This is a genomic window from Lysinibacillus sp. KCTC 33748, from assembly GCF_002237755.1.
Taxonomy (GTDB): Bacteria; Bacillota; Bacilli; order Bacillales_A; family Planococcaceae; genus Lysinibacillus.
Genome location: NZ_MWSJ01000002.1, coordinates 567843 through 589818, shown reverse-complemented (window position 1 = coordinate 589818; position 21976 = coordinate 567843). Strand labels below are relative to the sequence as shown.

The 21976-nt window shown below is 33.1% G+C and carries 25 protein-coding genes; 7 read left to right on the top strand and 18 right to left on the bottom strand.

From position 1 onward, the window contains the following. Positions 1 to 516: 516 nt before the first annotated feature. The 4 genes from B1B04_RS05715 to B1B04_RS05700 all read right to left on the bottom strand — a co-directional run bounded on the left by B1B04_RS05715 (position 517) and on the right by B1B04_RS05700 (position 4579). Positions 517 to 1035 (bottom strand): hypothetical protein, encoded by a 519-nt coding sequence (locus B1B04_RS05715; RefSeq protein WP_240518213.1) that lies wholly within the window; start codon positions 1033 to 1035, stop codon positions 517 to 519. A gap of 270 nt (positions 1036 to 1305) precedes the next feature. Then, positions 1306 to 2784, bottom strand: a complete 1479-nt coding sequence (locus tag B1B04_RS05710; protein WP_079560336.1) for an Lsa family ABC-F type ribosomal protection protein — start codon at positions 2782 to 2784, stop codon at positions 1306 to 1308. 620 nt (positions 2785 to 3404) lie between these two features. Then, positions 3405 to 3770 (bottom strand): hypothetical protein, encoded by a 366-nt coding sequence (locus B1B04_RS05705; protein WP_240518212.1) that lies wholly within the window; start codon positions 3768 to 3770, stop codon positions 3405 to 3407. A 218-nt stretch (positions 3771 to 3988) separates the two neighbouring features. Further along, positions 3989 to 4579, bottom strand: coding sequence for an undecaprenyl-diphosphatase (locus B1B04_RS05700; RefSeq protein ID WP_079560334.1), 591 nt, complete (start codon positions 4577 to 4579; stop codon positions 3989 to 3991). 310 nt (positions 4580 to 4889) lie between these two features. Here B1B04_RS05700 and B1B04_RS05695 point away from each other — a divergent pair, with 310 nt between their 5' ends. Beyond that, positions 4890 to 5288: a glucosamine 6-phosphate synthetase gene (locus B1B04_RS05695; RefSeq protein WP_079560333.1), complete on the top strand. Its 399-nt coding sequence runs from the start codon at positions 4890 to 4892 to the stop codon at positions 5286 to 5288. Positions 5289 to 5407: 119 nt separating this feature from the next. Here the strand turns inward: B1B04_RS05695 and B1B04_RS05690 are convergent, their stop codons facing one another. Continuing rightward, a complete protein-coding gene (locus B1B04_RS05690) occupies positions 5408 to 6184 on the bottom strand; it encodes a class I SAM-dependent methyltransferase (protein WP_079560332.1) in 777 nt (258 codons plus the stop codon). A gap of 571 nt (positions 6185 to 6755) precedes the next feature. On the opposite strand from B1B04_RS05690, the gene B1B04_RS05685 reads away from it, so the two are divergent. Next, on the top strand, positions 6756 to 7103 hold the full coding sequence (locus tag B1B04_RS05685; RefSeq protein WP_079560331.1) for a hypothetical protein: 348 nt from the start codon (positions 6756 to 6758) through the stop codon (positions 7101 to 7103). Between the two features lie 79 nt (positions 7104 to 7182). Here the strand turns inward: B1B04_RS05685 and B1B04_RS05680 are convergent, their stop codons facing one another. The 3 genes from B1B04_RS05680 to B1B04_RS05670 all read right to left on the bottom strand — a co-directional run bounded on the left by B1B04_RS05680 (position 7183) and on the right by B1B04_RS05670 (position 9193). Then, positions 7183 to 7392 (bottom strand): hypothetical protein, encoded by a 210-nt coding sequence (locus tag B1B04_RS05680; protein WP_079560330.1) that lies wholly within the window; start codon positions 7390 to 7392, stop codon positions 7183 to 7185. Between the two features lie 293 nt (positions 7393 to 7685). Further along, positions 7686 to 8216 carry a GNAT family N-acetyltransferase gene (locus tag B1B04_RS05675; RefSeq protein WP_079560329.1) on the bottom strand — a complete coding sequence of 177 codons (531 nt, stop codon included), beginning with the start codon at positions 8214 to 8216 and terminating at the stop codon, positions 7686 to 7688. 113 nt (positions 8217 to 8329) lie between these two features. Further along, a complete protein-coding gene (locus B1B04_RS05670; RefSeq protein WP_079560328.1) occupies positions 8330 to 9193 on the bottom strand; it encodes a GNAT family N-acetyltransferase in 864 nt (287 codons plus the stop codon). A gap of 427 nt (positions 9194 to 9620) precedes the next feature. Between B1B04_RS05670 and B1B04_RS05665 the strand changes: the two genes are divergently transcribed. Continuing rightward, positions 9621 to 10793, top strand: a complete 1173-nt coding sequence (locus B1B04_RS05665; RefSeq protein ID WP_170938898.1) for a multidrug effflux MFS transporter — start codon at positions 9621 to 9623, stop codon at positions 10791 to 10793. 79 nt (positions 10794 to 10872) lie between these two features. Here B1B04_RS05665 and B1B04_RS05660 read toward each other — a convergent pair whose 3' ends face one another. The 8 genes from B1B04_RS05660 to B1B04_RS05625 form a co-directional block, all read right to left on the bottom strand. Next, entirely contained in the window at positions 10873 to 11379 is a 507-nt protein-coding gene (locus tag B1B04_RS05660) for a hypothetical protein (RefSeq protein ID WP_079560327.1), read from the bottom strand. A gap of 199 nt (positions 11380 to 11578) precedes the next feature. Next, positions 11579 to 12028, bottom strand: a complete 450-nt coding sequence (locus B1B04_RS05655; RefSeq protein WP_079560326.1) for a WapI family immunity protein — start codon at positions 12026 to 12028, stop codon at positions 11579 to 11581. 254 nt (positions 12029 to 12282) lie between these two features. After that, positions 12283 to 12666: a hypothetical protein gene (locus B1B04_RS05650; RefSeq protein ID WP_079560325.1), complete on the bottom strand. Its 384-nt coding sequence runs from the start codon at positions 12664 to 12666 to the stop codon at positions 12283 to 12285. Positions 12667 to 12756: 90 nt separating this feature from the next. Next, a complete protein-coding gene (locus B1B04_RS05645; protein WP_079560324.1) occupies positions 12757 to 13122 on the bottom strand; it encodes a hypothetical protein in 366 nt (121 codons plus the stop codon). A gap of 124 nt (positions 13123 to 13246) precedes the next feature. After that, positions 13247 to 13573, bottom strand: a complete 327-nt coding sequence (locus B1B04_RS05640; protein ID WP_139376944.1) for a hypothetical protein — start codon at positions 13571 to 13573, stop codon at positions 13247 to 13249. A gap of 489 nt (positions 13574 to 14062) precedes the next feature. Then, positions 14063 to 14956 (bottom strand): aminoglycoside phosphotransferase family protein, encoded by an 894-nt coding sequence (locus B1B04_RS05635; RefSeq protein ID WP_079560322.1) that lies wholly within the window; start codon positions 14954 to 14956, stop codon positions 14063 to 14065. Between the two features lie 482 nt (positions 14957 to 15438). Next, entirely contained in the window at positions 15439 to 15882 is a 444-nt protein-coding gene (locus B1B04_RS05630) for a GNAT family N-acetyltransferase (protein ID WP_079560321.1), read from the bottom strand. A 25-nt stretch (positions 15883 to 15907) separates the two neighbouring features. Beyond that, a complete protein-coding gene (locus B1B04_RS05625) occupies positions 15908 to 16225 on the bottom strand; it encodes a MazG nucleotide pyrophosphohydrolase domain-containing protein (protein ID WP_079560382.1) in 318 nt (105 codons plus the stop codon). Positions 16226 to 16367: 142 nt separating this feature from the next. Between B1B04_RS05625 and B1B04_RS05620 the strand changes: the two genes are divergently transcribed. Next, a complete protein-coding gene (locus tag B1B04_RS05620) occupies positions 16368 to 16943 on the top strand; it encodes an LOG family protein (protein WP_079560320.1) in 576 nt (191 codons plus the stop codon). A 173-nt stretch (positions 16944 to 17116) separates the two neighbouring features. Here B1B04_RS05620 and B1B04_RS05615 read toward each other — a convergent pair whose 3' ends face one another. Together B1B04_RS05615 and B1B04_RS05610 are read right to left on the bottom strand one after the other, a co-directional pair. Continuing rightward, positions 17117 to 17428: an HAD family hydrolase gene (locus B1B04_RS05615; protein WP_079560319.1), complete on the bottom strand. Its 312-nt coding sequence runs from the start codon at positions 17426 to 17428 to the stop codon at positions 17117 to 17119. A 15-nt stretch (positions 17429 to 17443) separates the two neighbouring features. After that, positions 17444 to 17638, bottom strand: a complete 195-nt coding sequence (locus tag B1B04_RS05610) for a transmembrane Fragile-X-F protein (RefSeq protein ID WP_079560318.1) — start codon at positions 17636 to 17638, stop codon at positions 17444 to 17446. A 193-nt stretch (positions 17639 to 17831) separates the two neighbouring features. Between B1B04_RS05610 and B1B04_RS05605 the strand changes: the two genes are divergently transcribed. The 3 genes from B1B04_RS05605 to B1B04_RS05595 all read left to right on the top strand — a co-directional run bounded on the left by B1B04_RS05605 (position 17832) and on the right by B1B04_RS05595 (position 21950). Next, on the top strand, positions 17832 to 18998 hold the full coding sequence (locus B1B04_RS05605; RefSeq protein WP_079560317.1) for a hypothetical protein: 1167 nt from the start codon (positions 17832 to 17834) through the stop codon (positions 18996 to 18998). A gap of 286 nt (positions 18999 to 19284) precedes the next feature. Further along, positions 19285 to 20433 (top strand): hypothetical protein, encoded by a 1149-nt coding sequence (locus B1B04_RS05600; RefSeq protein WP_079560316.1) that lies wholly within the window; start codon positions 19285 to 19287, stop codon positions 20431 to 20433. Positions 20434 to 20792: 359 nt separating this feature from the next. Further along, positions 20793 to 21950 (top strand): hypothetical protein, encoded by a 1158-nt coding sequence (locus B1B04_RS05595; RefSeq protein WP_079560315.1) that lies wholly within the window; start codon positions 20793 to 20795, stop codon positions 21948 to 21950. Positions 21951 to 21976: the final 26 nt, after the last annotated feature.

Here is a 21976-nt window from a genome sequence, read left to right as displayed (position 1 = left end):
TACAATTACATATTATAGGAAATATAGAAATGACTCAACTGTCTAAAGTCCTATATGGCAATATACACCATCGAAATAGGTAAAAGTGTAGAAGAATATTTCAATTCTTGCATCACATGCGCAAGATAATTGATATAAGATGCATTTTGACGACAAAATATTATAAAGAACTAGAAAACGTCAAACAAAGTTCACATCATATAATGTGAACCCTGTTTGACGTTTTGTATTTAATATTTAGCCTGTGCAATGACCGTAAAAACGGCTTTCTGGTTAAGCTCGAAATTATGCAAATATTATCCTATTTATTCTAAGAGTAGTACCTTACTCTCTTTTTTATGTTATTAAACATCTGCAATGTACTTCGCTACGAATGGCTTCTCAGCAACTGATTAACCTCTCCTATTCTTTCAATAGAAGTCCAATATAGTTAGAGTATCAACGTATATAGAGCCCCTCAGTATTAGCTATCTTTTCAAATAGATCAAGATTATGTTCACTATATAGGATAAACGCTTATCCATCCCCTCTAAATACAATATTCTTTTCAGGTATAATGAAGAATACATTAAGATGATCCGAAACAGCTAATTTAATGAGAGAAAGTAACATAGAATACTCATCAATGTTTATTAAATTTGATTCTTCACGTTTTTTGGGTAATATTTCATTCCATTCCCTCTCGTAGAATTTATAATACATTGTATCTTTATACAAAGTTAATGGTACAGCATAAGAAGCATAAAATTCAGATGATCCTAACCATATCAGCTCAAAAAATTTCTCGAATTTTTCTAAGCTTTTAAAATACGAATGAAAATCCTGAGTTTTTTGTTGAAAATCTTTACTTTCCAATTTATCAAAGAATACTTCTACTTGACTAAACTTTTCATTACTTTTTATTTGATATGGATAAATATCCAGTATTTTAAGATTCTCATACTCACAAAGTTGATATAGTAACTCGTCTATTTTTTTACTATCTCTATTTTTAGCCTCTATGCAAATACGATTTACTAAATTTTCTAATGACATGCCATATGCCTTCTTTCATTATTTTCTTAATACTTCACCGTTTTTTCTCTGTTAATTCCAATCATTGTACGTGTAATACTCTTTAGAAATAGGCTTGTAATTTGCGTAGAAATCAAGTGAATTTCGTCTTCCTTTTTCAAGGTCTGTATTTGATGAAAAAACATTACCTACATCATTAGTTGACAAAAAATAAAAGAATCCATTTTGAAAAGATTGATCAAAATGGATTCTTCTTTAAACGGTTTTAGCTTTCATATAGTTTAATCATGTTTACAGCGTTATCGTTTTTGTTGCAACTGTTTGTTGAAATGCTTGATCATGCTCAACAAATACCATTGTGGGATTAAATTTTTGAATAAGCTCTTCAATCTGCATGCGCGAATAAATATCAATGAAATTCAACGGTTCATCCCAAATATAGATATGCGCTTTTTCACATAAACTTTTGGCGATAAGTAGCTTTTTCTTTTGTCCGCCAGAATAATGAGAAATATCTTTTTCAAATTGAATGCGGTCAAAGTCCATCTTACGTAGGATAGATTTAAATAACGTTTCATCAATCCCATGCTCTTCAATAAAGTCCGATAACATTCCCTTCAAATGAGAAGTATCTTGTTGGACGTAGGAAATAATGAGGCCTGAACCTGCATACATCGAGCCCGTATACTGTATCGGATCTCCTTGCATGAGTTTGAGTATACTACTTTTTCCGCTTCCATTCTTTCCATCAAGCACAATTCGGTCACCTTGTTCAAGTTTAAAGCTAATTGGCTTATTCACTATTTGGTTATCATACTGAACAGACACGTCGGCCATAACAATCAATTCATTTGAATGAAAGGCCAATGATTCTAATTTTAATGACTCGGTTTTTTCCACATTTTTTAACAGTTTTGACTTTTCCTCAATAGCTTTTTGTTGCCTTGATTCAATGTTTTTTGCTCTCTTCATCATCTTCGCTGCTTTATGTCCTACAAAACCTTTGTCTAACTTAGAGCCTGAATTCGTTGTCCCATTTTTGGAAGCTTCCACTTGATTAGACCAACCGGATGTACGCTTCGAAGATTGTTTTAATCGCCCTATATCTTTTTGTAGACGCTCATTAGTCGCCTCTTCGTGTTCCTGCTGTCGATCAAAATTCAGCTTCCAAGAAGAATAGTTACCACTTTGAACTTCAATATTTGCCCTATTTATAGATAAAATATGATCAACACAGCCATCTAAAAAATTTCGGTCATGTGAAATTAAAATAAATCCTTTTTTCTTCCTTAAATATTCAGAGACTATCTTTCGCGCTTCCGTATCTAAATGGTTGGTTGGCTCATCAATTAATAGAAATTGTCCCTCTGTTAAAAAAAGTGCAGCAAGCAACACCTTTGTCTGTTCTCCATTTGATAATGTATTAAAAGGTCGATACATGACCTCGGCATCAACGTCTAAATAGGATATTTCACGAAGAATTTCCCAATCTTCTGCTTGGGGGCAAATTTCTTCCATGATTTCATGAGTATACTTGTTTTTATCCGAAACTGGATAAGGGAAATAATTAAATTCGACCGAAGAATTGATTTTCCCTCTATACTCATAATTCCCTAATAATAAATTAAAAAATGTTGTTTTTCCTCGCCCATTCCTACCGATAAATCCTAGTTTCCAATCCGTATCTATTTGAAAGCTTACATTTTCAAAAATATTGTCAAAGCTGCTTGGGTAAGAAAAAGTTAAATTTTGAACTTGTATCATTGACATGATAATTCCTCCTTTGTATATCAACACTTTTTATTTTTCATACAAAGTCGGCATATCCATCCATTCTAAATTTCTCCGCATAAGTTTGATGGATATTAACGACCTGTACGGAGTAATACATGCGTAACAATAGTATCTGAATCGCCCATTTCTCTCTCCCCTTATCGTTTAAATTGTTTATGAGAGAATAAAAAAATCCTCCCAATTTGTAATTGGAAGGATTAGTCTTTTACTGATCGTAAATAAGTCCCTTAATTGCCATCGGAAACATGACAAATAAAGTATAAACTGATTTATAAAAATGGACAGACTAATCCTATATTTTGTAATTTGAAGTTTGAAGTTGTTCATTTCAAATAAAAATATAGTTTAGTTAATCATCGTCCACTCATCAGTCCTCTCATAATTTGTATTTTTATTTTACCAAATTTTTTTATGAAATACAATTCAGTATCGATATCAATGCCAAATTGACTTCTATTGGTCACATTAAGACCGGATGATTTTAATTTTTCATTAAAATTCACAACATGACCGTCATTAACTTTTCCGAACGTGAAAGGAGAGCTGAGGTTAAATTTAGTGAAGTCTACCCCAATCCAATTACCTATCCCTTCAATTTAATGGCATTCGAATAACACCAAAATAGGAGTTCCTTTTTCGCCTTCCCAAAGCTCAACAAAAAAACAGTACCCATTAGGGAAATCATTTAGATACGCTTCATCATCAAGGCTAATATTATTTTTATATTTCGTATGCCATTCATACTTAACATCATTAATCGACAGTAGTTCTAATTTGCTTGTTTGTTCTGTTTGATAGTTACAGATAAATATCATTTCTACTGATCCATTAAAAATCATTTGTTCAAGTTCCTGTAATGTAGGAGTATCAGGGTAAACTTTACTTGAAACTAATGCTTCATCGTTAAAAATCTGATTTTTGTTTTTGTCTATGAAATGTCCTTTTCTTCTCACAATATTCATTCCTTTTTGTTAATCTAAGGATAGATAATAATAATTATATGTATTGTACTTTCATTACTTCGCTATCGACCATTATCAAAGTTTGAGCTACCCTAACTTTACACTCGTTTTTACTTCTGGCTCAAAATTTATAATATAAAAAAAAGAGCATGCTTTTCAATTAAATAAAAAACATACTCTTAAAAAAGTATAAAACGACTATTTTCCTGACACAGATCTTAATGGCTGAATTTCGCTAAAAAAGGGATACGTTTCGTTAGTCTATTATAGATATTAAATAGGATTTGTACGACCGGCTCCATTTTTTTAGAAGACTTAATAATGACTAAACTTGCCCCAAATGACAGAAGGGCTCCGCCAATCACGTCCGCTGGATAATGAACGCCGACATAGATACGGGAAATACCCACTAGGATAGCCCATACCAAAACAGGAAACTTCCACGAGTCTTTTCGTAAAAGCAACGTACATGCTACAGCGAATACTAATACGGAATGATCACTTACAAACGAAGAATCATTAGCATGCGGTACTAATTGATGAACACTATATGTGATGAATGGTCGTGGATGGTAGTAGACCAAGTGAATGAGTGCGTTTAAACCCAATCCTAGTAAACATGTAAAGACAATGTATATAGCAGTATATTGTTTTTCTACCCTTTTTTCTTTGTTTGCAGTAAACCATAAAAATAACATAAATACGATTACGACATAAGGAACACTATCGGTGATGAAGATCATCCCTTTATCCAGAAAAGGATAGCGCCCCGCTATATCATTAATCCATTGAAACAATCCATAATTCATTTTGTAAATCTCCTTGCATTTAATTTCTAGGTGTTCATTTTGTAATGTAACAAGTACTGGCTTTTCAGGTGCTTAAAGCCCACATTGTGACATAGCCCAAGTTGAATACCTACATACGCTCATAAATGACGTCATTATAAGCCTCATAGTTTCCCATAAATATTTTGAAATAAAAAAACCATTAATCAACAAACAACAGACAAAATGACGTAATCTACAATAATAATTCTTAGGCTAGAAAATATTATTGTAAGCTAGCAAAAATCAGTGTAAAAATGATAAAATATTCTCATAAAGGGGGCTTTCAATTATGGGGAAATTAAGCAAAAGGAACATTCTGTGGATTGTGCCAATCGGGATTTTAGGGGTATTCTGGTATTTTTACGGTCCACAAAAGGACATTACAGATAATGAATATATTACATATGTTAAAAGCTATTCATTAGAAAATAGTAATAAGACGTTAGAATCTGGCTTTGCCAACACTTGTAAAAATCCATATTGGGTATATTTTAAAACTCAAAAAGGACAGGACGTTGTAGAATTTAAAGGAGATTGCCCTATCAATAAAAAAGCTGCAAAAGTGAATGTTCAATTTCTAGTTGATCGGGATATGACAAATGTGAGATACGGTGCAATGCTCGTCGAGAATAAAATGCAGGAGGAAGCAGATCGAGACAAATTCATGCTCGCATTAGTTGGCGAATAAAAGATACAAGCTCTCGTTTGAAAAACGAACGAGAGCTTGTATCTTTTTATCGAATCGATGAATAATTGATTGAGCTACTTTACCGTCGGATAGTTCATCAGAAAGAATCCTTTTTATAATCATTTCACGGCTTTCCAAATGGTCCATCTATCCTTTTCCACTATAGAACTCTCAGTTGTAATAGCCTGATCAATATAATTCACTAAATCATTTAATTCTTCATCGTCTATTTCGTGTAAAATACTTCTACCTGTTCTTGCCCGTAAATCGTTTAACAATTGCTCTTGCAGTTCATACACATTTCTTGTTTCCCATAACTTTACTTCTGTAATCTCGTTAAAACCTATTTCCTTAAGGGTCTCAACGACTAGCTCACTACAATGTCTCCGTTTAATTTCTTGTTCCTTTAATTTTGGAAAACATTCAAAGAAATAGCCTCTAATATGGCAGTCATCTCCCTTAAGAAGACAGTCTTCAGGTGTCCGATCTTGGATAATGTAGACCCCTTCATCCTCCAAAATTCTATATGCCTCTTGAAAACAAGCCTTTACATCTTGGATATGATGTATTAAAGCTCGTTCTAGTACTAACTGACAGCTGTCATCATCTAAGCCTGTTGCCAAAGCATTTCCTTGCTTGAAAGTTATTTGATGATATTGTTTACAATTTTCTGTTGCCCCAACGAGCATAGCCTCTGAAAAATCCACACCGATCACAGAAGTTACGCCCATATCGGCTAATGCTTTAGCGTAAATCCCTCCGCCACAGCCAATATCTGCAGCCTTATTAATACTCGTGATAGGGACTAATTCTTTCATTGTTTCAATCCATGAATGGTCAGCATGCCGAGTTGTATAAGTAGTTTGATTGTCCTTTTTGTGAAAATCAATGCCCATCTTCATCACTCTTTTCTGTTTTTAATACCAATCTTTCTGGATATTCTTGCTAACACAATTTTACATCTCTTAGGTCAATAAGTAAAATCAATGTTAATTATAAATTTCCATAAGTTATAGTTATCAACATAAACATTGACTAAAATTTTTATCATGTGTTTTCTTACTTTCTTCAATTACAACCCTCAGTGCAAAGCCCCCTCTAGATATAAACAAATATTATAACGTGTTAATATTTACCACAATCATTTCATTTACAAACGGTCACTAATAGTGTAATATTACACTATTAGTGAATGTTATTCGTAAAAATGAAGTCGTTTAAATTAAGAAGTTGTAATTGATTTCTATAGAAAATCCATTGAACGGACCAACGTAGCACTAGCTCAAAGGTATGAATACTTCAAAAAACATTAGGGGGAAAACTAGTTTGGATTAAGTTTGCGAGAAATATGAGTATATCAAAATATGATGAGCCAGCATTGTGTATAAACGATGATGATGATCATTGGTATTAATATTTAAGAGGAAAATTCATGAATAATTTTTTATTTTTAAAGGAGTAATCAAAATGAAGAAAAACAAGAAAATCATTATAATAAACAGCCTATTAATAGGAACTATCATTCTAAATCTTTTTATTTTCACTTCACGTATGCGCATCTTCCCTTGGTTTATTGAAGATGCATGGGGATATTTAGGCGTATTGCTTACAGCACCAATCTTAATAGGTATTTATTTCATATTTAGACATTATCACAAGCTACAACTAGTCTCAAAGATCACTAAAATAATCCCATTATTTGTTGCTGTATCATCATTGATTATTGTAATCATGCCAACAACTGATTTTTTAAATATTGTTGCCCTTGTAATAAACGTTGCTATGGTATTTTTAGCAGCATTTACACTAGATTGAGAAAAAAGTTTAAGATTAAAACAATCATCTAAAATGAAGCCCAACAAAAAACTCATGCAAGTCTTTTTGCATGAGTTTTTTATTTTACGGACTGGATAATGTTTAGCTCAAGTATTCGAATTTCCTTATTTAGCTTAGCAAAGGCTGCTTTTATTTGGTCAAAGCGTTCCAAATGACTTTTACTGACAATGTGTGTGGGTAGCGCTTCTTTTAGCGGTGCCTGCCCTGCATATAGAATTTCAAGTAAATCCAACTTTTCAAAATAAGCTGTGCTATATTGTATCTCCATTCTATCAAAGCCCCACTACTAATAACACGATGCCTTTATTAGCACTATAACCGAAAAAAGCAAACACAAAACCACATCTTAGTCATCATTTATTAGCCAATAAAATGCATATCAATAAAGAGAAAATATTTCCATAGGTTAAAAGTTTTGTTATTAATAAAGCGGCACTTTAATCAGTAGGGTTCTCCTCATTCCCACTTATTATTAATTGAACGAATCAGGCTTTACGGGACGTTTATCCCCTAACTAACTTCTTCACTTTTGCCGAATTTCAAGGTAGAAGAAGTGATTCCTTAAACATTGTTTAAAATGGAATAGACAAATGTATCGTGTGCCAGCCCATTTTGGTACATATAATCTCTAAGAATTCCTTCTTTATGAAAGCCTATTTTAGTTAGCAGCTTATTCGAGGCTTCGTTTTCAATAAATACAACAGCACCTATACGAGTTAGCCCCATATTTTGAAAGCCATACGACATAATTTCGGTAACCGCTTCTTGCGTATACCCTTTTCGCCAATAATCAGGATGAATTTCATAACCGATTTCTGCTCGTCTATGTATAGGCGACCAGGCATGAAAACCAATTGTCCCGATTATACCCTTTTCTCCTTTCCTTTCAATGCCCCATCGTATTCCTCTTTTTGCAGCAAAGTTTTTTGAAAATAAGTCCACTAAATCTTCTGCTTGTTGTAACTCTATAAATGGTTCTTGTCCGTAATAGCGAGTAACTTCTTCATTAGAAAAGCAATTGAAGAGGCTTTGCACATCATCTTGCGTCAGCTCTCTTAAAATAAGTCTTTCGGTCTCTAAATTTGGAAACACAAACTTCTCCCCCTTTAAATACATTTATTCTCTATTCTCCACACTTCCTTTAAAATCCTTTAATACAAAAAAAGCACACCCAATAAAACGTGTGCTCCTTTTGTATAAATGTTTTATCCAAAAATTTGTGCAGCTATAGCATATAGTGTATCATTTCTAGTCGGCATTTTTTCACCATGCAGAATCATCACTGGAGGTTTATTTGCTTCTATAAAACCACTTTGCTCTAACCATTTAATAAATTCAGTATGACCGGATGGTACATCAATTCTTAATTTTCCATTATGATCCTTCGCTAAAGTATGAATGATGAGACTAGCTGTTAGAGAATCAGGCGCAATAATAGGGCCTAAAATTAGATTGAGTGGTCCTAAAATGGACAAGCCAAAGCCTATCATTTTCCCATGAGAATCTTTCATAACGATACATTGCTTCGATTGTTTTATTCTATTCTGTAGAAAATTACTTCTTTTAACTCCAAAGGCTACTGCATCTAAGCTGACAATATCGGCAAAATTTTGCTCATAAAAATCTTCAATTGTATACTCGTTACAAGCTAGGTTTTTGTCACTGAAATAGTTGTTATTCAGATATTTATGTACATAATCAACAGTGGCAAAGCCCATTTTCTTATATAACGGTTCACCCTCTTCCGTTGCGACGAGCATAATTGCCGTTTGTTCTGAAACACTTTCAATACATTTTTGAGTAGCTAATTTCCCAAGGCCAAGCCCTCTGTAATTTTCATGCACAATAACCATGCCTATAGAAGCTACCTTTGAATCATATGTGATAATGGCCGCACTTGAAACAATTGCCCCCTCGGCATTTTTATGCCCAAATATTTCACCAGACTTCATCACTGTTCTAATTTCAAATTCATCGTAATCCCACCCGACAGAGTCAGAAAGTGCAATTAATGCTGGAATATCATTTTCTTCGAATACTACTAACTGTAATTGATTAAATGTAGTCATTTTCCCACCCCCACCAAGAACGTTTGTTTCTATTTTATATATATACCCTTTTATGCACAAGTTTAAATTTTTCAAAAATTTAGATTTATCATTGAAGGTTAGTAATGACATTTTTAAACGTTGTAATTTGAAAAGTCGATTTTCGTTCCGGTTGGCGACTCCTTGGGGATCAGCAATAGAGAAACGGAAATCAACCCACGTTTCGTTATGGTGACTAACCTAAATATTGAAAATATTTCTATAAATGCCTTTTAAAAATAACAAAAATCTATATAATAGAGGCTAGACTATGCACTCCTACTTTTAGCATATATAGGTGATTGAAAATGACATCTTATGAACGAATACTTATAATGGTCCCGCCGTTTCCCTAGCTACGTCTACTCTTTTCTAAAGAAGTAGATTTTGCTTGTAGGAGGGCAATAAGTTGAAAAAACATGTAGCACCATCTTTATTATTAATGATTGTTCTTGTAGCTTTTCCACAGATTAGCGAGACAATCTATACACCATCTCTACCTGATATTTCAGATGCATTAAATGCCTCAAATCGATCTGTACAGTTAACTTTAAGTATTTATTTTATAGGGTTTGCTATAGGTGTCTTTTGTTGGGGATGGCTTTCTGATTTTATTGGACGAAGACCGGCCATGCTAGGCGGTTTAATTTTTTATGGTATTGGAAGTTTCATGTGTTTTTACGCAGAAACGATCACTTTTCTATTAGTAAGTAGATTTATTCAAGCTTTTGGGGCAGCGACAGGCTCCATTATTACGCAAACTATTTTGCGTGAAAGTGTTTCCGGAAGTAAAAGACATGCGATGTTTGCGCAAATTTCTGCAGTCATTGCATTTACTCCTGCTGTAGGGCCGCTGATTGGCGGTTGGGTCGATCAAGCACTTGGTTTTAGAGCTGTTTTCTTTGTGCTCGTTGCGATGAGTATTTTGTTGTTTATCTATGCTTATTTCAGACTTCCTGAAACTACAGATAAATCAACGAGAAAAAGGACGGCTATTTTTCCAGTTGTAAAAAGAATGATTTCATCTCCAAGGGTTCTTGTCTTTGGGTTGCTAATTGGTGGGATAAATGGCGTGTTATTTAGTTACTACGCTGAAGCTCCTTTTATCTTTATTGACCATTTCAATTTATCCCCTGGACTTTATGGATTTCTTGGAATAATCGTGGCTCTTGCCTCTATTATCGGTGCCATGATTTCTAAACGACTAGTCAATAAATATCAGCCAGAAAAAGTTATTCATCTCGGTTGTTTAGTTATGACTGTCGGGGCTTTATTACTACTAATCGTTAGTACATTACCATTGCCTACTATTGTCTTACTAATTGGCATGTTAGTGACCATTTTTATTACGTTATTAGGATCAGGAATTGCTCTACCTAATTGCTTAAGCCTTGCGCTTGTCAACTTTCAGGACGTTATCGGGACAGCTGGCGCGATTTTCAGCTTAGGCTATTACTTACTCGTAAGCTTTATAACGTCAGGTATGAGTTTCCTGCATACTGGTTCTTTGATAATTATGCCACTATATTTCTTCATCTTAACGATGATCCTGTTCATATTCGGAAGAAAATTTATTGATTAAACTATTGTAGCGGGAATATATAAATCAATAGCGCTTCCTTTACTGGCCACCCTATATATCTATTAGGGTGGCCTTTTATTTACTGAAAATAATAATTGATGACTTCTTCAGCCGAATGAAAAATAATATTGCTTTGCGTTTTATAAATCAACTTTGGTGAAGTACAAGCTTTTTCAAGACTTTTTGCGTACTTTAATGTATCGGTCATTTGCTCGATAATCTCAGAATAGCCATCAAGGTTATTAGAGATCTTTGGCATCATTGTATCGGAAATGTCTAAAACAATGGAAACTTGATCCTCCGCATAACTATTCAAATTAATAAAAAAGCATTCTTCCAAATCTTTCGAATGCTTGTCAACATTAATTACTGCTTCGTTATAATTTGCAATTAGTCCAGTAGATGTCACCGTAATTGTAAAGCCTTGTTCAGTTAATTTTTTATTAACGGCATCTAAAAATGTATTAATTTCCGCATCCATTTTAGGTGTTACAGTTGTCTGTATTAAATTATCACAGTTTTGATGTATAGTATCAATTTCTGCCTGCTTATCAACAAGTAATTTAAAGTTTGATATCGAATACACACTAAATCTCCCCTTTATTATAAGGTTGACATTAGCGCGTTTTTTTAGTCATCTTTCAACCATATATTTTTAGAACCATGAACTGATTCAGGAGAGATTACAAATACCCTTAAACTTTTTAATAATGGCTGTTTTCTCAAATTATTGCTTCTGATTGTCTATCATATTCAAATAATGCTCCCAGTTAGTTGAATATGATTTATATAATTAATCCTTCATTTCCACCATAGTAATCAACAATTTCTTTTAATTCGGCTAACGTAGAAATCAAATAACTTTGTTCACTTTCAAATTCAAATTCTAAAAAATTCTCTACAGATAAATACTCTTGGAAACTACCTTGGATTTTAAATTTACCTAACCCAGTAAATTCAAGCACTAATTTAAGTTCTGATGAATCAGGATTTGGAAAATTAATAATGCCTTCTAACCCTTTGTAGCATTTAAGTAGTTGTTTATAGAATTCATATATTTGACCTGTTGAAAACCAAAGTTCGGCATCTTTTACGTAATAGTTCCCACTATTAATTTGAATTTTCCCTTTAACATCATAGCCACCCAAATAACTTGTTTCTTTTGGAAAACCTAAGACTTCATTTAACTCAATTCTTATAAATCCTTGTTTGCCTTTAAGTTCAAATGCATACACCCAAATCAGCTCTCTTCATTTAATTGCTTTGTTTCAACCATATCAAAATATATGTTATTTTAACAGATTCATATTCCACTAAACTGCCAGTTAGCTTAATAAGAAAAGCTACCTTTGACTTCGGTAGCTTAATCTTAAACTCTTGCATAAGTAACAATAAGTACATTCCTTAATCTAGAATATATAATTGCATAACCTGAGTAGAGATAATAAAACCGTTTAATTTCTAAAGATGAATAGTTATAATTTACCCTTTAAATTACCTTAGAATAAGCAATCATTATCAAAGGGATTGTGGTAATCATAATACAAAATAAAACAGTCAAAACCTGTGTAGCTGTTAATACAAATTGTCCAAGTGAACCTGTCAACAAAAATAAAATCGTTATTGTACCGAATAGCACGATATAATTTGCACTCATACTTCTACCAATAATTTCTTTTGAACGCTCATCTTTCGGAAATAGATGTGGAGACAGATAAGCCATCATTAAAGAACTTGTTCCTAAAAAAAAGGTCATAATCCCTTCAGGAAATTCATCTCTCGATATATAAGGATAGTTGATATATATACTTAATGGAACCATTACTATACCTAAAAAGAAGTAAGTAATTTGGTTTTCACGTGCTTTTTTCAATCTGAATCCCCCTCATATACAAACAGTAAAAAGAGCTGTCTAAAACAGCTCAATGACCTTCAAGTAAAGCACCCCGTTAGCATAATAACATTAGTTACTTTCATTAAAATATCTTAAGCCCATTTCATATTCAAAGTCCTGACAAATAATAAAGTAATATGTTTCTAATACATCAACGTCAAACACAATCATAATATCCTCTTTATCGAGTTGACACTGTATACTATTCTTTTGTTTTTCTTCTTCTGTTGCAAGTCTAATTCTGTCTATATCAAAGAAGGAAGGGCAGTTAATATAATCAACTTTTTTAAAGGTTAACTTTATTTCATAATAATAAGCCAAATCAAAGCTACCCAATAAAACCAATGTGTCTCCATCAAAATTATCTATTTGATAATCAAAAATATTAGTTTCATATAGTGCTTTTTGTAATTCTTCCATACGCTTTTGATACATATTTTCACCACCTATTTTCAAAGTCCTTGTTGAATTATCCTGCCCGTTCGTTGAATAAAAAAAAGATGAGATCTCTTTGGGATCCCATCTTGAAAAAAACACCTGTTAGTCAAAAAAACACTTCTCAATGGTGTGACCTTTCATAAAAGGTAACGAATAAATCAAAGTTACTAATAAATTCTTCGTATAGATTATGAAATTGAATTTCCAGCTCTCGTCTGGACAAGTAATTTTCATTTTTTAATTGAGTAATACTATCTTCTAATGATAATAGAGTTTTTATATTATTAACTAAATATCCTCTTTCTTCACTTGTATAATCCGCTTGAACAACAAGTTCTAGCAAAACCTCTCTAACTTGTTTTACATCTAGAAGCATCCTGTCTAATTTCAATTCATCAAATGGGATAGATTCTTTACTAATTAACCAATCTTGTTCAAAAATAGGCAATACATATTGTGTTCGGTTTAGCGTAAGATTTGGATATTCGTTATTTAAATCTGCATTTAAATCTTTTTTATAGGATTCTTTAAACTCACTCAGGATTGCTTCATAGCTTTTACCACCATATAAAACCTTATCTGGATGATAGACATAACTCTTTTTTACACTGAAAGGAGAGAATGGATAAAACCAAGTGATTATAGAAATAAAACCAATAGTTAATACAACGAATCCCCCTAATATCCAACTGATTCTTTTACCTTTTATACTAATATAAATCCGCTCCTATTCCCTATAATTTCCATGATTCGTTAGCTTATAACAAAACTTGCAATCTTTATGTATTCAAGGGGCACCTTTTTATTTGACACCCCCATATTTTCCCTCATTCCTATTCGCAATGAACAATAATAAATCCTACTTTTACTAACTTGCACCGTTAGTTGAAAAAAAAATAGTTGAGATCTCTGTGAAATCTCATCTTGCAATAAATTTCTATTTTAACGCCTTTTCAGTTTCGTAATCATTAATGATTATGTTGATAATATTACATTGTTCATCTGCAACTGCTTTGTTAGAATGTTTATTATAGTCGTAGGTTATTAAAGCCTTCCATAAAGCCCAACCTCTTGCTCTATTCCAAGTTTCTTCATCAAAATTCAATGCATTCTTAAATGTCTTTCTGCTTGTATCATCAAAAAATGTCCAAGCCATTGCAGCATCGCAAGAAGGGTCTCCTACTCCCAATATCCCAAAATCAATAACCGCACGTAATTTACCATTTTTAATTAATATATTTCCCGGGGCTATGTCACCGTGAACCCAAACTGGTTCACTAGCCCACTTTGAAGATAATGCCAATCCCCAAATTTCTTCCAATAGGTGTTTATTAAATGTAGTTTCATTATTATTAATGGCATCTCTACACTCATCATCGTATACAACAATATCACCGCCTCTATAAAAATTATGTTCCCCAGCTAAGGGACCTCCATTGGCGTCAATAGATTGTAATTCAACTAAAAATCCCCCCAATTCATTCGCAAAATGATTTGGATCATCAATATTTTCTATAGTTAATATCTCACCATCTAGCCATTTGTTGACTGACCAAGGATGTGGGTAATCCCCACTTGGTTCTCCTTTAGCTAATGGTTCAGATATTGGTGTAGAAATATGCCTAGCTAAAATGGGTAACCATTTCTGTTCCTTTTCAACTTGGGGTACATAAGCTTCATCACTTGGTAATCTAACACTCATACTGTTGCCTAAGTGAAAAGTTCTATTATCATTTCCACCTTTTTTAACAGGTTTAATCACCAAATTAGACCACTCTGGAAATTGGCTATTTATTAACTTCGAAACTAAATCTACGTCGATTTTTATCATTTAATTTCTCCCTTTAATGTGATTACATTTAATATACCATAATTTTACTAATATAGAGATTTCTTATTCCACCTTCCTGCCCCGATAGTTGAATAAAGAAAAAAAGAGCTGCATACGCAACACAATGTTCTTTAATTAACGCTCCCCTTTAATTGAGCAAGAAGAAAGAGTTGCCTAAGCAACTCAACAATCTTGATTTTATCTTGACCACTTCAGCAAATAATGCCCTTTATCTGCATATCTCTCGGCTTCTGGGTTGATGTATAGAGCTGAGACTTTATTGTCTAAATAGTCTTGACATGCTTTTAGTGTTACAAATGATAAACCTTTTTCAAAAACAGCCTTAATAATTGAGAATGGCAAGCCTGAAGTAGTTGCAGGAAGTCAAAGAAGTTATTGAATTTATTGTATGAGGGTTCGTGGATATCCAAGGATATAACAGAAGGCTGTCGTAAAGAGCTAATCAAACAGCCTTTCTATACTTAAACCAGTGTTTTTACCATGGTAAAATAACTACTGCCAGGGGGATAATCTTTTATTTCTCCTACTACTTGATAACCCCTCGCTTCATAAAACGTACGTGCTTGAAAATCATAGGTAGTTAACAAAGCCTTCGTAGCCCCCATTTGCTTGGCTGTTTCTTCAGCTTTCGCTAGTAGCTGTCCCCCGATACCTTTTCCACGGAATTCTTGACTGAACCAAAACTTATTGATTTCTACCCACCCCCAATAAACCTCAGCAGTGATACCGCCAATCCATTGCTGTTGAAGATCCGTTACGATTATGTTTAACGGACGAACAGAACCTTTTTTTCTACTTTCTTTATGATACGGTGAATGTTCATCGTTGTACTCTCTAATCTTTGTATTTAAAAACGTAGTAAAGTCATCGTGTTTTTCCAATAAAATCTCTACTTGATAATCCATTTGTTTCCCCTTCCCATATGTATCTCTATGCTTTATAACGCTCCATTAGTTTTTCCTGATGAGCTGTGAAAATTTCTTCGAGTGAAATATCATATTTATTAGCTATAACAATAATATTCCCTAAAACATCTCCAAGCTCCTCTACTAGTTCTTGCTTATTTTCTTCATAGGATTGAATCTTTTCATCTGGTCGATCCCTACCAATTTCCAACGCTCGTATAGCTCTTGCTACTTCCCCAGTTTCTTCAGCTAGAAAGCCAATACGCGTAAAAATACTTAAATCAGACCAACCACGTGCATCATAATAATCTTTCACGAATTTTTGAAACTCATTTAATTCCATTTCTATTTCCTCCATTTCTTTCCTCTTAAAATTAAATTATACTATAAAAGTGAAAAGTGAATCGGTGGGGCTTTTTAATCCCCCACTTAGTGTTCACTAACCGTTATTGCGGAAAAAACTTATCAGTTATGGAGGAACCATTATGAATAGTATTGCAGTATTTTGCGGATCAAGCATCGGTGCTTCTAAGGCATATAAAGAAGGAGCAATTCTTCTAGGAAAAGAATTAGCAAGACGTAATATTACGTTAATATATGGTGGAGCAAGTGTCGGTGTGATGGGAACAGTAGCAGACACGGTTCTGCGTGAAGGTGGCAAGGTCATCGGGGTTATTCCGACGTTATTAGAGGAGCGTGAAATTTCTCATAAAAATTTAACAGAGCTAATTGTCGTCAATTCTATGCATGAACGCAAAAGCAAAATGATGGAACTAGCTGACGGCTTTATTGCTTTACCTGGAGGACCTGGTACGTTAGAAGAATTATTTGAAGTATTCACTTGGAATCAAATCGGCCTTCTGCAAAAGCCTTGTGGTATTTTAAATATCAATCATTATTATGATTTACTCATTGGGTTATTTGACCATATGCAAAACGAACAATTTTTACAAGCCCAATCTAGAAATGCACTACTTGTCGATGAAGACGTTGCGGCACTACTAGATAAATGTGAAGCCTATGTTCCTCCTGCAGTCAAAACATATCAAACAAATAAATGAGGTAAAAGGATTTTGTATGGATTCTATTCAAATGTTCATTACTATCTTACATACTCAAAAAACAGCTGAACATATGCATTCAGCTGTTTTTTCATGTTGTTGATAATTTCATACCTTTCTTGTTATTTCACCTGATTTAATAATAATTGAGACATACTTTGATTCACCACCGTCTATGTGCTTTTCCATCTGCGAGTTCCCTCGTTAGCTATAACATTAAAGTCTGCAAAGCCATTTACAACATAATTTAACATCTTTTGCGGAGACAACATTATAGAATACTCTTCGATTAATTGCTGATAGACTTCATCTTTCCATACATATCCATGATTATCGAGCTCAATAAAGCGATGAACATAATTCTCTTTTAAAATATGTGGTAGATGTGGTTTTAATCGCTCGTATTGCTGATCTATAAATGAGCGAACAAAACTATCCCGATTTAACAATGTCCCATATAAATCAAAAATCACAGCTTTAATCATTAGTATCCATCTCCTTTATTTAATTCCTCGACTACGTTTTTTCACTGCCACTACGGCTATTAACACCATTACTAACTTCATCACTAAAATTAGTGCGTATATGCTAAAAGATATTATCGCTGGCAAAAGAACTAACCACCATGACCATGCAATCACATCCGAAAGTTTTAATACTACAAAGACAATTGTTAATACTTCAGCAATTCCCAAGTTCGCACCACCTATCCAAAATAATACTATCTAAATTCCGCCATTCAATTTAATTGTTATACAAACATTTAAGCACTTATATGGAACATTTTAAACTTTTAAACTTCTTTCAATACATGACGAAACTTTTTATTTGGTAATTCGTCTAAATATTGGAAAATGTGATTTCCAAATTAAAAAGGGAGATATAATCATGAAAAAACCAATTAAAAAATCTTGGATGATTGCTTCAGCATTAACAATAGGGATGGCCGTTCTGACGCCACTTCAAGCAGGAGCTACTTCAGTAGAACCAATAAATGGTGTTACAGTTCAGATTGAACAACAAATTACAGGAACGATTACAGGCTTTAACATTGACGGATCCGGGGTTTACTTAAAAGGTAGAGACGGTAAAAACTACTATATCAGTTTCTATAAATTTTCTAAAGAACAACAGGAAAAAATGAACTTAGTAGAAGGACAGGAAATTACAGCTGAAGGCGGTGTAGTAGAGAGTCATTCAGACTTTATCACTTTCGAAGCGTATAAAAAGGAGAACTTGCCTAAAGAAGTACCAAATGAAGAGCTAACAAAATTAGAGAAAATGTTTAATGAACTGGTGAAGTTGGAAAAAGAATTGAAGGCTGAAATGGGTGAAATGACACAAGAAGAGTTTGACGAGAAATATGAAGAAATCACAAAAATTTATGAAGCTATATATAAAATCGAAAGGCCATATACGATAGCTAGTTGGCAGCCTCAACCATTTGAAGAGTATCTAGAAATTTACGGACTTAGTAAAAAAAATATAATTATTGCAGAAAATGATAAAAAAGAGCTCAAAGCCCTTTATGAAGAGTGGGTAAAGCTTGAAAAAGATGTTCAAATAGATGAGGCTAATTTAAAAATGGAAGAAATAGACAAAATCCTCAAACCATATTATCTCCAACTTCGTCATCCACTTCCAACATTTGAAGAATACATTGAAGGCATTAATTTAGATATCTCTGCTGATGATTTAGCGAAACTAAAAACTATTTATGAAGATTACCGAAAAGCAGTAGGAGATGACAATTCCAAATTAATGAGAAAACTTATGGGGGAATTCTATAACATCATTGATCAGTTTAGAGTACTTCCAACGTTTGAAAAATACATGGCTGTCTATCAATTCAAAATTAATAAAGCGGATAGAAAGCAATTAAAACAGCTTTATGAGGAAATCTCAAAGCTAGATAAAAAAGAAGAACAAGCGAAAATTAAAGAGAAATGGGAAGCATTCAATACTATTTTAGAGCCGTATATTACAGCAAATAAAGATGTTCTAATCTCAGCTTCTAAACTAACAATTAACGGCCAAGTTTACCTACCTCAATAAATAAAAGAATCGGGGTGTCTCAACAATCATTAAAATGATTGTTGGGATCCCTTTTTTGTTGATTCCACAATAAAAGAACTTCTTTTAAAACTACCTTCCATAAATATGATAGATTTAACCCCTTCTCCTTCGATACATTCATAGGCAGGTAGTGAAAATTATTAACAAACTCACTATTTTATGAAATGTTTAAAAATTTTTCAAAAAACAACGAACCTTTTCATTTGGTAATTCGTCTAAATATTGGAAACATCGAGTTCCAAAGTAAAAAAAGGGAGATATGATCATGAAAAAACCGATTAAAAAATCTTGGATGATTGCTTCAGCACTAACAATAGGAATGGCTGTTTTAACACCACTACAAGCAGGAGCTACTTCAGTAGAACCAGCAAATGGTGTTACTGTTCAAATTGAACAACAAATTACAGGAACGATTAAAAGCATTGGCGAATCCGGGGTTGACTTAAAAGGTAGAGACGGTAAAAACTACTATATTAGTTTCTATAAATTTTCTGAAGAACAACTAGGACAAATGAAATTAGTAGAAGGACAGGAAATCACAGTTGAAGGCGGTGTAGTAGAGAGTTATACAGACTTCTACACGTTCGAGATTTATAAAAGGTCATTACCTAAAGAAGTAACAAATGAAGAGCTAACAAAATTAGAAAAAATGTTTAATGAAGTGAAGAAGTTGCAAAAAGAAATTTCAGATGACATGACAGAAGAAGAGTTTGACAAGAAATTTGAGGAAATTGGAAAAGTATATGAGGAGATGCATAAAATTACAAAACCTTATATATTAGCTAATTGGCAGCCTCAAACGTTTGAAGAATATATGGAGGAATTTGGATTCGGAGATAAAAATGTAATTATTGCAGAAAATGATAAAAAACAGCTTAAAGCTATTTATGAAGAATGGGTAAAACTTCAAAAAGATGATCAAGAGGATAAGGCTACAGAAAAAATGAATGAATTTTACGAAATTCTCGATCCATATTTTGAAGAACTTAACCCACCTCAAATATTTGAAGAATATATGAAAGAATTCAATTTAGTAGATATCCCTGCTGAAACTTTAGCAAAACTAAAAGCGATTTATGAGGATATCCAAAAAGCAGATAAAGGTGACAATTATGACTTACAAGAAAAACTTTACGGGGAATTCTATGACATCATTGATCAGTTCATAAAGCCTCAAACATTTGATGAATACATGGCTGACTATGAATTCAAAGTTAGTGAAGCGGATAGCAAGCAATTAAAACAGCTTTATGAAGAAATCTTAAAGCTAGATAAAAAAGCAGAAGAAGCAAAAATTGAAGAGAAATGGGAAGCATTTTACACTATTTTAGACCCGTATTTTGAAGCATCTAAAGAAATCCTAATCTCTGCTTCTAAACTAATAATTAACGGCCAAGAATACCTACCGCAATAAGAAAAAAATCGGGGTGTCTCAACAATCATTAATATGACTGTTGGGATTCCCTTTTTTTTGGTTCTACAATAATTTAGTCCCCCTTCCTGAAATACGATAAATATACCTCCCCTTCTACTTCGATTTCACCCATATGCTGGTGGCGGAATTGATTAACACATTCATTTCCAACAATATGTACCTTGTACTATTGGTACTGCTCAAGCTTTATTGTTATACCCTATTTAAACATTTAAAATGGAATCTTGGAAAATTGGAAAATTGTATCTTTCCAAAAAAATAACGAACCTTTTTATTTGGTAATTCGTCTAAATATTGGAAACAATGTGTTCCAGAGTAAAAAAAAGGGAGATATGATCATGAAAAAACCAATTAAAAAATCTTGGATGATTGCATCAGCACTAACAATAGGAATGGCTGTCCTAACGCCTCTACAAGCAGGAGCTACTTCAGTAGAACCAACAAATGGTGTCACTGTTCAAATGGAACAACAAATTACAGGAACGATTAAAAGCGTCCACGGAGACGGGATTAACTTAAAAGGTAGAGATGGTAAAAATTACTTTATTAGTTTCTTTAAATTTTCTGAGGAACAACTAGAACAAATGAAATTAGTAGCAGGACAGGAAATCACAGTTGAAGGCGGAGTAGTCGAGAATTATGCAGACTTCTACACTTTCGAAGTGTATAAAAAAGACTTGCCTAAAAATGTACCAAATGAAGAGTTAACAAAATTAGAAAAAATGTTTAGTGAAGTGAAGAAGCTAGAAAAAGAAGCTTCAAATGCGATAACAAATAAAAAGATGGACGAAGCTGAAAAGAAATATGAAGAAATGAATAAAATTTATGAAGAAATGCATAAAATCACGAAGCCATATTATTTAGCTAATTGGCAGCCCCAACCTTTTGAAGAGTTTCTAAAAGACTACGGATTTAGTGAGAACAATATAGTTATTGCAGAAAATGATAAAAAAGAGCTTAAAGCTATTTATGAAGAATGGGTAAAGCTTGAAAAAGATGGCCAAGAGGAAAAGGCTAAGGAAAAAATGAAAGGATTTAATAAAATACTCCAACCATATCTTGATGAGCTTTATCCAACTCCAACATTTGAAGAATATATCGGACGCTTAGACTTATTAGAAATCCCTACTGAAACTATAGCAAAACTTAAAATTATTTATGCGGATGTACGAAAAGCAGAAAGAGAAGAAAATTATGATTTATTTAGTGAAATCTGGCTTGAATTCCATGACATCCTTGGTCAATTCATAATACCTCAAACGTTTGAAGAATATATGTCTAGCTTTGAATTCAAAGTTAATAAAGCGGATAGCAAACAATTAAAACAACTTTATGAAGAAATCTTAAAGCTAGATGGCAAAGAAGATTCAGCAAAGATTGAAGAAAAATGGGAAGCATTTTACACTATTTTAGAGCCATATTTTGAAGCAAATAAAGCTAATCTAATCTCTGCTTCAAAAATAACAATTAACGGCCAAGATTTCATTTCACAATAAGTAAACGAATCGGGGCGTCTCAACAA